10 protein-coding genes and 1 tRNA gene are annotated in these 12,948 nt (G+C 67.1%); 1 reads left to right on the top strand and 10 read right to left on the bottom strand.

Translation table 11 applies throughout. The features are described 5' to 3' along the window. Positions 1–28 precede the first annotated feature (28 nt). Genes IAE24_RS23875 through IAE24_RS23885 form a run of 3 tightly spaced genes read right to left on the bottom strand, consistent with a single transcriptional unit; the run spans position 29 to position 2,164 of the window. Entirely contained in the window at positions 29–481 is a 453-nt protein-coding gene (locus IAE24_RS23875) for a CopD family copper resistance protein (RefSeq protein WP_013800282.1), read from the bottom strand. After that, positions 478–954: an RrF2 family transcriptional regulator gene (locus tag IAE24_RS23880; RefSeq protein ID WP_199961885.1), complete on the bottom strand. Its 477-nt coding sequence runs from the start codon at positions 952–954 to the stop codon at positions 478–480. Before IAE24_RS23880 ends, IAE24_RS23875 begins: the two co-directional genes overlap by 4 nt. Before the next feature lie 13 nt (positions 955–967). After that, positions 968–2,164, bottom strand: coding sequence for an NnrS family protein (locus IAE24_RS23885; protein WP_043824549.1), 1,197 nt, complete (start codon positions 2,162–2,164; stop codon positions 968–970). 121 nt (positions 2,165–2,285) lie between these two features. On the opposite strand from IAE24_RS23885, the gene IAE24_RS23890 reads away from it, so the two are divergent. Continuing rightward, on the top strand, positions 2,286–2,621 hold the full coding sequence (locus IAE24_RS23890) for a cupin domain-containing protein (RefSeq protein ID WP_065346883.1): 336 nt from the start codon (positions 2,286–2,288) through the stop codon (positions 2,619–2,621). A 108-nt stretch (positions 2,622–2,729) separates the two neighbouring features. On the opposite strand, the gene IAE24_RS23895 is transcribed toward IAE24_RS23890, so the two are convergent. From IAE24_RS23895 to rpoC, 7 genes are all read right to left on the bottom strand, one after another. Then, a tRNA-Phe gene (locus IAE24_RS23895) sits at positions 2,730–2,805 on the bottom strand. 66 nt (positions 2,806–2,871) lie between these two features. Further along, complete coding sequence (locus tag IAE24_RS23900) at positions 2,872–3,543, bottom strand: response regulator (protein ID WP_013800278.1); 672 nt, start codon at positions 3,541–3,543, stop codon at positions 2,872–2,874. Positions 3,544–3,584: 41 nt separating this feature from the next. Next, positions 3,585–5,927 carry a sensor histidine kinase gene (locus IAE24_RS23905; protein ID WP_099752205.1) on the bottom strand — a complete coding sequence of 781 codons (2,343 nt, stop codon included), beginning with the start codon at positions 5,925–5,927 and terminating at the stop codon, positions 3,585–3,587. After that, a complete protein-coding gene (locus tag IAE24_RS23910; RefSeq protein ID WP_375708229.1) occupies positions 5,924–6,607 on the bottom strand; it encodes a DUF4390 domain-containing protein in 684 nt (227 codons plus the stop codon). Before IAE24_RS23910 ends, IAE24_RS23905 begins: the two co-directional genes overlap by 4 nt. Continuing rightward, positions 6,552–7,940 (bottom strand): 16S rRNA (cytosine(967)-C(5))-methyltransferase RsmB, encoded by a 1,389-nt coding sequence (rsmB, locus tag IAE24_RS23915; protein WP_012202445.1) that lies wholly within the window; start codon positions 7,938–7,940, stop codon positions 6,552–6,554. The genes IAE24_RS23910 and rsmB overlap by 56 nt, the downstream gene beginning before the upstream one ends. After that, positions 7,937–8,566, bottom strand: a complete 630-nt coding sequence (locus tag IAE24_RS23920) for a hypothetical protein (RefSeq protein ID WP_013800274.1) — start codon at positions 8,564–8,566, stop codon at positions 7,937–7,939. The genes rsmB and IAE24_RS23920 overlap by 4 nt, the downstream gene beginning before the upstream one ends. Before the next feature lie 134 nt (positions 8,567–8,700). Further along, a complete protein-coding gene (gene rpoC, locus IAE24_RS23925) occupies positions 8,701–12,930 on the bottom strand; it encodes a DNA-directed RNA polymerase subunit beta' (protein WP_013800273.1) in 4,230 nt (1,409 codons plus the stop codon). Positions 12,931–12,948 lie beyond the last annotated feature (18 nt).

Consider the following 12,948-nt stretch of genomic DNA (forward strand, 5'->3'; position numbering starts at 1 on the left):
ACGCGGGCAGGGCCTGCCTGCAGGCTGTTTACCAGTGCAGGTAGAACATGGCCTTGGCCAGCAGCACGATGGCCAGCACGTGGCAGAACACGCTCAGGTGCAGGCGGTGCGAGCGGCGCCCGCCCAGCACACCGCGCCGGCGCCACCACATGGCCGCCAGGAAATGCCCGAACACGCTGAGCGCCAGCACGATCTTGAGCGCCAGCAGCAGGCCGAAGCTGCTGGCCAGCGGAGCGGCAAAGGCGGCAGCCAATGCCGCGCGGTGCTGCCAGGCCAGCCCCAGCCCCGCGCCGTACAGCACCATCAGAACCCAGGGCATGACGGCGACCGCGCGGTCGCCCAGCGCCTGCTCGGTGGCGCGCGCCACGGCAGCGGGCAGGTGGCGGCGCGCCCCGGCCAGCAGCACGACTTCGAAGAACACCGTGCCTGCAAAGGCAATGGCCGCCAGCAGGTGCAGGGTCAGCAGCAGTCCGTAGCTCATGCGCGGCTCCTTTGCGTCAGAGGCAGAGGCAGAGGCAGAGGCAGGGGCAGGGGCAGCGGCAGGGATGCGGGAGCCGGCAGCAGATCGGCCAGCGTGAAGCCGTCCAGATGGGCCATGAAGCTGTCCAGCGCCCCGCCCAGCACGCCGGCCAGCCGGCAGTCCTGCGCAAGCGTGCAGGCCGGCGGGCTGGTGCCCGTGAAGCATTCGACGATGGCAAGGTCCGGCTCCATGCCGCGCACCACGTCGCCCAGGCCGATGTCGGCCGGCGCATGGGCCAGGCGCATGCCGCCGCCCTTGCCGCGCACGGTGACGATCCAGCCGCGCAGCGCCAACTGGTGTGTGACCTTCATGAGGTGGGCTTCGGAGATGGCATGGGCCTGGGCGATCTCGGCAATCGTGCACAGCCGCCCGGGGTGGCGCGCCACATGCATGAGCAGGCGCAGCGCGTAGTCGGTCATCAGGGTCAGGCGCATGGCAGGCCTGCGATCATGCCTGCCGGTCGGCACGCGGGCGCACCAGCAGCGGGGCGAAACGCCACAGGTACAGCGCAAAGGCCAATACCCAGGCAGCGGCCGAGGCATGCAGCGCCGCCAGCGACAGCGCCGTGGGCAGCAGGGCCGCCAGGCGCAGCACGGCAGCGGCAATGACCAGGGCATAGGCGGCGACCATGCTGCGGTCGGTGCGCAGCGGCAGGCCCAGGTGGCCCATCGACGTCCGTGTGCACATGCCGATGATGAGCAGGGCAAAGCCACCCGCACCGATCACATGCACGGGCCAGGCGGGGCGCAGCACCCATCCGGCCGCATGCGCGCCGGCCACCAGCAGGCCCGCACCCAGCGCCGCGTGGCCCAGGTAGAGAATCCACAGCAGCGGCACGCGGCGCACGGCCTGGGGCTTCCAGGCCAGCACCTGCCACAGGGCGATCAGGCCCGCCACGGCCAGGCCGGCGGCCAGGCCCGGCCACCAGCCCGCCAGCAGGCAGGCGATGGCCACCACGCCCGCGCCCAGTTGCCACTGGCCGCTGGCCGTGTGCATGGGGATCTGCAGGCCGGACACGGCGCGCATGGCGAAGAAGGGGATCACGCGCCGCGCGATCAGCAGCGCAATCACGGCCATGCACAGCAGGCCAGCGTTGAAGCGCTGCATGAGCGCGCCGTAGTCGCCTTGCCAGATGGACCACAGGTACAGCGCATCGGCCACGCCCAGGCCCGCCAGCAGCAGGGGCAGCCCGTAGTTGCGCCGGCTGCGCGCCACCTGAATGGCACGGCCCAGCGCCAGCGCGGCCCAGCAGAAGAAGGCCGCCTCGCACAGCGCGGCGACCACAAAGGCCTGCGGCCCCGGCAGCAAGAAGCCTGCGCGGGCCACCAGCCACAGCAGGCACAGCGCGCCCAATGCCCGGCCCTGCAGGGGGTTGCGCCCTGTCCAGTTGCTGCCTGCCGTGAACAGAAAGCCCACGGCAATGGTGGCCACGAAGGCCCACAGCATCTCGTGCGCATGCCAGAACACACCGGGCATGCGCCCCGCGATCCACTGCGGCGCATAGACCCACAGCGCCACCGACAGTGCAGCCCAAAGGCAGCCCAGCAGGTACAGCGGCCGGAACCCCAGCTCCAGGAAGGCCTTCCATTGCGGTGCCGGCTCCCGGGTTCGCAGGGGTTCCTCCAGTTCCAGCCATTGCGCCATGATGTCCACTCCTTCCGGCCCGCCGTGCGCCTGCATAAGATGTATTCAGCGTACATCTTCAGGCGCGCGGGCGGGGCCGCTGCGGCACCACCTTCTGACCCACATCAAGCAGGAGCCAAGCATGGCACTCGAACACGCAAAGCCACTGGATGTCATCGCCCTGCACGCCCGTGACGGCATGCACATCAGCACCAGCCTGATCAGAACGCCCCAGCTGCAGCTGCTTAGGCTGGTGCTGCCGCCCGGCCATGCACTGCCGCGCCACCAGGTGCCCGGCGAGGCCACCATTCACTGCCTGGCGGGCGAAGCCGGCATCGCCACGCGCGTGGCCAGCCTGCGGCTGGTGGCCGGCTCGGTAGTGCTGGTGCCGGCGGGCGAACCCCATGACGTGCACGCCCGGGGCGAACAGGGCTGCGTGCTGCTGGTGACCGTGACAATGCAGCCGCCCCCCGCCTGAGTGACTGAAGCGTGTGGCCTGGGCGTGCTGAACAACGGCAGGCTTTTCAGCAGCACAAAGAAAAACGGACCACTTCTTGCGAAGCAGTCCGTAATTTTTTACTGAATTTGGTGGCCTGGGACGGAATCGAACCGCCGACACAAGGATTTTCAATCCTCTGCTCTACCGACTGAGCTACCGGGCCGAGAACTAGATTATATGCAGGATTTTTTGACCCAAAAACGAAAAAGCCAAAATTCCTTCAAAAAGTCTATCCGCGCTTGTTGCGGCCCAGGTCCACGCCCAGCTGGCGCAGCTTGCGGTACAGGTGGGTGCGCTCCAGGCCGGTCTTCTCGGCCACGCGTGTCATGGAGCCGCCTTCGCGTGCCAGGTGGAATTCGAAGTAGGCCTTCTCGAAGCCGTCGCGCGCCTCGCGCAGCGGGCGGTCCAGGTCGAACCCCTGGTGTGCATGCGGCACGTTGTTGTCCACCGGCACGCGGCTGGCCGCAGGCGTGACCACGGCCGCAGTGTCCGGCTCGATCACCGCCACGGGCGCTGCAGCCGGTGCCTGGCTGGCGGCGTTGCGCGCCAGGCCCTGCTCCACGGCCTTGAGCAGCTTTTGCATGGTGATGGGTTTTTCGAGGAAGGACAGCGCACCGATGCGCGTGGCCTCAACGGCCGTCTCGATGGTGGCGTGACCGCTCATCATGATCACGGGCATGGTCAGCAGACCTGCCGAGGCCCATTCCTTGAGCAGCGATACGCCATCGGTGTCGGGCATCCAGATGTCGAGAAGCACGAGGTCGTAGGTGTTGGAGGCGCGCGCCGAGCGTGCCTGACCGGCGTTCTCGGCCACGTCCACACTATGACCTTCGTCGTTGAGGATTTCCGACAACAAATCCCGGATCCCCAGTTCGTCGTCGACCACCAGTATGTTTGCCATGTGTCTTAAGCCTATGTGCTGAGGCGCGGGGGGCGTCAGGCCTATCCCGTACGCTCAGGCGCAAATGATAGCGACACTTGCGCACCTTGAATCACCCCGTCGTCTTCCCTGTTGCCCAGGTCGATGCGGGCGCCATGCTCGTCTGCGATTTTCTTGACCACGGCCAGGCCCAGGCCGGTGCCTCGCACCTTGGTCGTGACGTAGGGCTCGAAGGCCCGTTGAAGGATGTTGGCGGCGAAGCCCGTGCCGCTGTCACTGATGCTCAGGCGCACGCGGCGCGCGGACTCGTTCCAGCGCGTCTCTATGGTCACGGGGCCGGGGGGCTGGCCGCTTTCCTGCGCGCGCTGGGCCGTGGCGTCCTGGGCATTCTGCAAAAGATTGTGAATGACCTGGCGCAGCTGCTGGCCATCGCCGGAAATCGGCGGGCATTGCGGGTCCAGCACGCAGTCCACGCGCACTTCGGCGTTCTCTTCCCCATACAGCTGGAGCACATCGGTGACCAGCGCGTTGAGGTCCAGCGACTGCAGGTTGGCGGCGGGAAGGCGCGCGTAGTCGCGGAATTCATCGACCAGGCGCTTCATGGCGCCGACCTGATCGACGATGGTCTTGACGGACTTGGCCAGCAGCGCCTGGTCAGCCGGCTGCAGCTTGTCGGTCAGCCGCATGGCCATGCGCTCGGCCGACAGCTGGATGGGCGTGAGCGGGTTCTTGATCTCGTGGGCCACGCGGCGCGCCACCTCGCCCCAGGCCTGGGCACGCTGGGCCGAGACGATTTCCGAGATGTCGTCGAAGACCAGCAGGCGCTGCGCATCGGGCAGTTCCGCACCGCGCATGACCAGTGTGGTGGTGTGCTGGATGACGCCGCCGTCGGTGGAGGCATGCAGCTCATGCACCAGTTGCCAGCGATCGCGCCCCTGCTCGCCCAGGAAGAGCGCGAACTGCTCCTGCACGACTTCGCCGAACTGCTCCAGCCCCGGCACCTGGGACAGCAGCCGGCCTTCATGGACGGCCATGGGCGCGCGCAATATGCGCGTGGCGCCGGGATTGCTCAGCACGATGGCGCCGCGCGCGTCCAGCACGATGACGCCCGAGGTGAGGTTGTCGAGGATGGTCTGCAGGTTGCCGCGTGCGGCATCGAGCTGGCCCATGCTGCGGTTGGCTTCGGCGCGGGCGTCGGCCAGTTGCTGGGTCATGAGCGCAAATGAGCGCGTGAGCCCGCCGATCTCGTCGCGCGTCTGCAGCGCGGGCTTGGGCCGCAGGTCGCCGCGCGCCACGTCGCGCATGCCCTGGGCCAGCAGCAGCAGCGGCCTGGCCAGCTGGTTGCCCAGCACGATGGCCAGCACCACGGCGCCGAAGACGGCCAGGAACAGGCTGAGCGTGAGCGTGCCTATGTACATGCGCTGCAGGCCACCGCGTGCCAGCGCGCGCTCCTGGTATTCGCGGTTGGCTGCCTGCACGGCCAGGGCATTGGTCACCAGGGCCTGCGGCAGTGCAATGGTGGCCTGCAGGTAGCGCGGCTCGGTCAGCAGGCCCACGCTCGGGTTGGGCACCAGGGCCAGGGTGCGGACCTGGGCCCCGGGCGCGGTGGCGCCGGGCTGGGCCATGCCGTCGTCGTCCAGGCCTTCGATGCTGGCCACGGCGCGCTGCTCGCGCAGCGAGCGCAGCATTTGCGCGCTGGGGCGTTCGGGCTGCAGGTTGAAGCGCGACTGGCCCACGCTGGCGATGGCACGCAGGCCCGCAAGGTCGCCGCCGCGGGTGGTCTGCGTCGGGCCCATGACGGCAAGCTCCGATGCGCTCCACAGCACGACATCGGTGGCACCCAACTGGTCGCGCACGCGCTCCAGGATCAGCGCGGCGCCGGCATCGGAGACCTGGGACAGCTGGGCGCCTGCGGTGCGCGTGTTGTTGGCCATGTCATTGGCCACGGTCTCCAGCGTGGCACTGGCCAGGCTGACGCCGGCCGACAGCGCGCCCTCGACCTGCACATCGAACCAGCTTTCGATGGAGCGCGAGACGAACTGGTAGGAGACGATGTAGATCAGCAGGCCCGGCACCAGGCCCACCAGCGTGAAGATGCCGGCCAGCTTGAGCAGGAGGCGGCTGCCGAAGCGCCCGCGCTGCAGCCGGATGGCCAGGCGGATGCCGCCCCAGGCCAGGATGGCCAGCAGCAGGCCGGCCACGACCACGTTGGCGGCGAACAGCCAGTTGTAGTTGCGCTCGTAGTCCAGGCGGTTGTTGGTGGCCAGGGTGAGCAGGAACAGCAGCAGCACGCCGACCAGGCCCATGAGGCCGGCGCCCACGCCCACGGCCCAGCGCGTGCCGCGCGACAGGCCGGCCGAGGCCGGCAGGGCCACGCGTTCGTCGTCGGCTGAGGCCCTGCTCATGGGGCGTCTTCCAGCATCTGGGTGCGCGACAGCTGCAGGTTCCAGCCCGAGCGGCCCAGCGCGCCGATCTGCAGCGGCCTGGGCAGCTGGGACAGGTCGATGCGAAAGCGCAGTTGCACCGATACGCCCGATTGCGTGGGCGCCGTGTCCATGATCTTCCAGCGCGAGATGCGCTGCATGGAGGCCAGCGCATCGTCCAGGCTTTCGAAGGTCTGGCCCAGCGCCAGCCCCAGGCCGCTGCTGGAGAACGGGGTGCTGGAGATGTGCAGGCGCCAGCGGCGCGTCAGCGGCTGGTGGCTGAGGCGGTAGTGGCGGCTGGCGGTGGCCAGTTGCTGATCGGACCAGTACCAGCGCTCGCGCTGGATCTGGGCATCGGCCACGAAGTACATGGGGATGCCCTGGCGCAGCGCATCGTCGATCTGGTAGGGCAGCTCGAAATGGAGGTTGGCCGACAGCAGCAGGCCGTCTTCGGAGCGATCGAGCTGCATGGGGCCGATCTCGGCCGTCAGGGCATCGGCCCTGGCCTGCAGGCCCAGGCCCGCCAGCACGCCGGCCAGCAAAAGCGCCCCGGCCAGCCGCGCCAGCAGGCGCAGCCAGGCTGGCGACCAGGCCCGATGGGGGGGGTCAGCGCGTCTTTTGCAGCAAGGCGTAGAAGAAACCGTCGTGGTCACCCAAAGCATTGTCAGCCAGCATGCCGGCTTTGTCGGCTTTGCCCGGGATTAAATGCCCCGGTGCCGCCAGGGTTCGCGCCTCACTGTTGCGTGTAACAAACGCTTGAACCTGTGCCTCGCCTTCTTCCCTGAAGACCGAGCAGGTGCAGTAGAGCAGGCGCCCGCCGGGCTGCAGCAGGGGCCACAGGGTGTCGAGCAGGCGCGCCTGGATCTCGGCCAGCTGGCGCACATCGCTCTCGCGGCGCAGCCAGCGCACGTCGGGCTGGCGCCGCACGATGCCCGAGGCCGTGCAGGGTGCGTCCAGCAAGATGGCGTCGAACCGCTGGCCGCCGCATTGCGCATCGAACCACTGGTCGGGCCGGGATGCATCGGCCACCACCACGCGGGCCTGCAGGCGCAGCCGCCCCAGCGTGTCCGCAATGCGCGCGGCGCGCTCGGCATCTATCTCCAGCGCCGTGACCTCCAGCGTCTGCGGGGCTGCGTATTCCAGCAGGTGGGCCGTCTTGCCGCCCGGGGCGGCGCAGGCATCGAGCACACGCAGCGCGCGGCCGGCGGGCTGCTCCAGCCCCTGCAGCAGCAGCGGCGCGGCCAGTTGCGCGGCCGCATCCTGCACCGAGGCCAGGCCTTCGTCGAAGCCCGGCAGGGATTGCACCGGCAGGGCCTGCTGCAGTTGCAGGCCGCTGTCGGCCACGGCCAGGGAAGGCACGTCCATGGCCTGCAGCGCTGCCTGGTAGGACTGGCGGTCCGTTTGTTGGCGGTTGACGCGCAGCGTCATCGGCGGCTGTTCATTGTTGGCCTGCAGGATGGCTTGCCAATGATCGGGATGGTCCTTGCGCAAACGGGCGATCCACCAGGCCGGGTGGTTCCAGACGGCCTGCGGCTGGTCGTCGGTGGCGGCGACCAGGGCATCGCGCTCGCGCAGGAAGCGGCGCAGGCAGGCATTGATGAAGCCGGACTGGGCGCGCGTCGGCCCCTGCTTGGCAGCCTCCACCGTCTGGTTGACCAGGGTGAATGGCGGGTACGGTGCCCGGGACTCATCCCAGGCCAGGGCCAGGGCCGTGTTCAGCAATGCGCTGACGCGCGGCGGCGGGTTGCGCGAGGCCAGCTGCTTTTGCAGCGCCTGGGCACGGCCCAACTGGCGCAGCACCTGGAACAGCAGCGCCTGGACGCCGGGGCGCAGCGGCTGCGCCACGCGCGCCAGCACGCTGCGGCTGGACTGGCCTTCAAGCACGGACTGCAGGCATTGGGCGACGGCGTCGAGCTGCTGCCAAAGAGGCGGTGCGGCAGGTGCCTGCGAGGGCGCCGCAGCGCGGCGCGGGGAAGAATGCGTGCGTTGGTTCATGTTCCACTTTCCTGTGCCTTGCTGGCGACAGGCTCGACCAGCAAGCTGCGCACCGGGCGAAAGCCCAGCAGCCAGGCCAGCAGCCTGGCCGGATATTGCGCAATGGCGGCGTTGTAGCGCTCGGCCGCGGCGTTGAATTGCTGCAGTCCCAGGCGGTTGCGCACCTGATGCTCGGTCCAGCGCTGCTGCCAGGGCTGCAGCGGATCGGGGTCCGGCGATGGGGCATCTGGTGGCGCAGCGCCAGTGCCAGCGGCGCCGGCGCCGGTGTCAACGGCGACCTTGGTCATGGCCTGCCAGGCCACGTCCAGCGCCGAACAGGCGTGCTCCAGCGAGGCCAGCGCGGTCTCGCGCAGCGGCCGGCCACGGGCATCGACCAGGGCCGCCTGCAGCTGTGCGGCGGTCTGGTGCAGTGCGGCCTGGGCATGCACAAGGGCGGGGCTTTGGCCTTCGGCCTTGGGCTGGGCCTCGAAGGCCTGCAGCATGGCATGCCACTGGCCCAGGTGCGCATCGAGCGCTCCGAACTGCTGCACGCAGCCGCTGCGCAGCCGAGCCAGCCGGTTGTATGCGCCAACGGCCCAGAACACCAGCAGTGCCAGCAGCATCCATTCAAGAGACAAGGACCACATCGTCTGCAATGGCCCGGCCGGAAGCTGGTCCGGCCGAACTCTGGTTATTCCCAAAGAAAAACGCTCCCGCCTGCGCAGGGCAGGCCGGGAGCGTCACGTCACTTCAAGGGCTCGCTTGCGCTCGCCCGAGTGTCTCAGTCAGCGGAAGCGTCACCGGCGACGGCAGCCACGCCAGCGTCGTCGTCAGCCATCACACCGGCCAGTTCGGCCGCTTCGGCGTCGGCGATGGCGCGGCGCTCTGCGTCGTCCATGGCGTCCTTGGCCTTGCGTGCCTGGTGGTAGGCCAGACCCGTACCGGCGGGGATCAGGCGACCCACAATGACGTTTTCCTTCAGGCCACGCAGCTCGTCGCGCTTGCCCATGATGGCAGCCTCGGTGAGCACGCGGGTCGTTTCCTGGAACGACGCGGCGGAGATGAAGGAGTCGGTCGACAGCGAAGCCTTGGTAATACCCAGCAGCACGTTGGAGTACGTGGCGGGGATCTTGCCTTCGCGCTGCAGGGCCTCGTTGGTATTGAGGATTTCCGAACGCTCGACCTGCTCGCCAGCGATGTAGGTCGAATCGCCGGTGTTCTCGACCACGACGCGGCGCAGCATCTGGCGAACGATCACCTCGATGTGCTTGTCATTGATCTTCACACCCTGCAGACGGTAGACGTCCTGCACTTCATCAACGATGTAGCGCGACAGCTCCTCGATGCCCAGCAGGCGCAGGATGTCCTGCGGATCGGCCGGGCCGTCAACGATGGACTCGCCCTTGTTGACCACCTGGCCTTCGTGCACCAGGATGTTCTTTTCCTTGGGCACGAGCTCTTCCCAGACCTTGCCATCCAGATCGGTGATCTGCATGCGCACCTTGCCCTTGGTTTCCTTGCCGAAGGAGATGGTGCCGGTCATCTCGGCCAGCGTGCCCTTGTCCTTGGGCGTACGGGCTTCGAACAGCTCGGCCACGCGGGGCAGACCGCCGGTAATGTCGCGGGTCTTCTGGCCTTCGACAGGGATACGGGCCAGCACTTCGCCGGGGCCCACGTCCTGGCCGTCACGCACCTGGATCAGAGCGCCGACCTGGAAGCCGATCGTCACCGAGTGGTCGGTGCCGGGGATCTTGACTTCCTGGTTGTTGGCATCGATCAGCTTGACCTGAGGACGCACGACCTTGGCAGAACCACGGCGCTTGGGATCGATCACCACCAGCGTGGACAGGCCGGTCACTTCATCGACCTGCTTGGCCACGGTCAGGCCCTCTTCCACATTCTCGAAGCGCACCTGGCCGGCGTACTCGGTAATGATGGGTCGGGTCAGCGGATCCCAGTTGGCCAGGATCAGACCGGCCTTGACCTGCTGGTCGGGCCTGACGGTCAGCACGGCACCGTAAGGCACCTTGTGGCGCTCACGCTCGCGGCCGTTGTCGCTGATGACGATTTCGCCCGAACGCGAAATCACGACCAGCTCACCCTTGGTGTTGCTGACGTAACGCATCGTGCTGTTGAAGCTGATGGCGCCGTTGGACTTGGCTTCCACGCTCGATGCGATGGCAGCGCGCGAAGCGGCACCACCGATGTGGAAGGTACGCATGGTCAGCTGCGTGCCGGGCTCGCCGATGGACTGGGCGGCGATCACACCCACGGCTTCGCCGAGGTTGATCTGGCCGCCGCGGCCCAGGTCGCGGCCGTAGCACTTGGCGCACAGGCCGTAGCGGGTTTCGCAGTTCAGCGCGGTGCGGACCTTGATCTCGTCCACGCCTTGCAACTCGAGTTCATCGATCCCGTCTTCGTTGAGCAGCGTGCCTGCGGGCAGCAGGACGGCCAGCGTCTCGGGATGCACGACGTCCTCGGCCGTGGTACGGCCCAGCACGCGGTCGCGCAGCGATTCGATCACTTCACCGCCTTCGACGATGGCGCGCATCAGTGCGCCATTGGTCGTGCCGCAATCGTCCTCGTTGACCACCAGATCCTGCGTCACGTCCACCAGACGACGCGTCAGGTAGCCGGAGTTGGCCGTCTTCAACGCCGTGTCGGCCAGACCCTTTCGGGCGCCGTGGGTGGAGATGAAGTACTGCAGAACGTTCAGGCCTTCACGGAAGTTCGCCGTAATGGGCGTCTCGATGATGGAGCCGTCAGGCTTGGCCATCAGGCCACGCATGCCGGCCAGCTGGCGGATCTGCGCGGCCGAGCCGCGGGCGCCGGAGTCGGCCATCATGTAAATGGCGTTGAACGATTCCTGCTCGACTTCGTTGCCGTGGCGGTCGATGACCTTTTCCTTGGCAAGCTGGGCCATCATGACCTTGGAGACTTCGTCGCCGGCCTTGCCCCAGATGTCCACCACCTTGTTGTAGCGCTCGCCAGCGGTCACGAGACCGGAGACGTACTGCTGTTCGATCTCCTTCACCTCGGCTTCGGCACGGCCGATGATCTCGGCCTTTTGCGGCGGCACCAGCATGTCGCCGATGGCGATCGAGATACCGGCGTGCGTGGACAGGCGGAAGCCGTTTTGCAGCAGCTTGTCGGCAAACACCACCGTGGCCTTGAGACCGCACTTGCGGAACGAGGCGTTGATGAGCTTGGAGATTTCCTTCTTCTTGAGCGCCTTGTTCATGTGGCTGAACGGCAGGCCCTTGGGAAGGATCTCGGACATCAGGGCGCGGCCCACGGTGGTTTCCACCAGGCTGGTCGAAGGCTCGAACTCGCCGGAGTCCTTGTTCTTGGTCCACTCGGTCAGACGCACGCTGATCTTGGCGGCCAGTTCGACCTGGTCGGAGTCCAGCGCGCGCTGCACTTCACCGATGTCGGCGAAGATCATGCCTTCGCCCTTGCCGTTGATGCGCTCGCGCGTTGCGTGGTACAGACCAAGCACCACGTCCTGCGAAGGAACGATGGAGGGCTCGCCCGATGCGGGGAACAGCACGTTGTTGGAGGCCAGCATCAGCGTGCGGGCTTCCATCTGTGCTTCCACCGACAGCGGAACGTGGACAGCCATCTGGTCACCGTCGAAGTCGGCGTTGAAGGCCGCGCAGACGAGCGGGTGCAGCTGGATGGCCTTGCCTTCGATCAGGATGGGCTCGAAGGCCTGGATGCCCAGTCGGTGCAGCGTGGGAGCACGGTTCAGCATGACCGGGTGCTCCTTGATGACCTCTTCGAGGATGTCCCACACCACGGGCGTGCCGGATTCGACTTCCTTCTTCGCCGCCTTGATGGTGGTGGCGATGCCGCGCTGCTCGAGCTGCGCGAAGATGAAGGGCTTGAACAGTTCCAGCGCCATCAGCTTGGGCAGACCGCACTGGTGCAGCTTGAGGTACGGACCCACCGTGATCACGGAACGGCCCGAATAGTCCACGCGCTTGCCCAGCAAGTTCTGGCGGAAACGACCGCTCTTGCCCTTGATCATGTCGGCCAGCGACTTCAGGGCACGCTTGTTGGCGCCCGTCATGGCCTTGCCACGGCGGCCGTTGTCCAGCAGCGAGTCCACCGCTTCCTGCAGCATGCGCTTTTCGTTGCGCGCGATGATTTCCGGAGCCTTCAGCTCCAGCAGGCGGCGCAGACGCGAGTTGCGGTTGATGACGCGGCGATACAGGTCGTTCAGGTCGGACGTCGCGAAGCGGCCGCCGTCCAGCGGCACCAGCGGACGCAGGTCCGGGGGCAGCACGGGCAGCACTTCCATGACCATCCAGCCCGGCTTGATGCCGGACTTCTTGAACGCTTCCAGCAGCTTCAGGCGCTTGGCGTTCTTCTTGACCTTGACTTCGGAGCCGGTCAGATCGCCGCGCAGACGCTCGGTCTCGACATCGATGTCGATGCCTTCGAGCAGATCCTTGATGCCTTCGGCGCCCATCTTGGCTTCGAACTCGTCACCGTATTCGGTGCGCTTGGCCTCGTAATCGTCCTCGGTCATGATGCTGAACTTCTTCAGCGGGGTCATGCCGGGGTCGGTCACCACGTAGGCTTCGAAGTACAGCACGCGCTCGATGTCGCGCAGCGTCATGTCGAGCACCAGGCCCAGACGCGACGGCAGCGACTTCAGGAACCAGATGTGGGCGCAGGGCGCAGCCAGGTCGATGTGGCCCATGCGCTCGCGGCGCACCTTGGTCTGGGTCACTTCGACGCCGCACTTCTCGCAGATCACACCGCGGTGCTTGAGGCGCTTGTACTTGCCGCACAGGCACTCGTAGTCCTTGATGGGGCCAAAGATCTTGGCGCAGAACAGACCATCGCGCTCGGGCTTGAACGTGCGGTAGTTGATGGTCTCGGGCTTCTTCACCTCGCCGAAGGACCAGGAGCGGATCTTCTCGGGAGAAGCCAGACCGATCTTGATGGCATCGAAATGCTCATCAGGCGTGAATTGCTTGAACAGGTCGAGTAGAGATTTCATAAGACTCTTTCCCTTTTC

It is taken from the genome of Delftia sp. S65, assembly GCF_016516495.1.
Taxonomy (GTDB): domain Bacteria; phylum Pseudomonadota; class Gammaproteobacteria; order Burkholderiales; family Burkholderiaceae_C; genus Comamonas; species Comamonas acidovorans.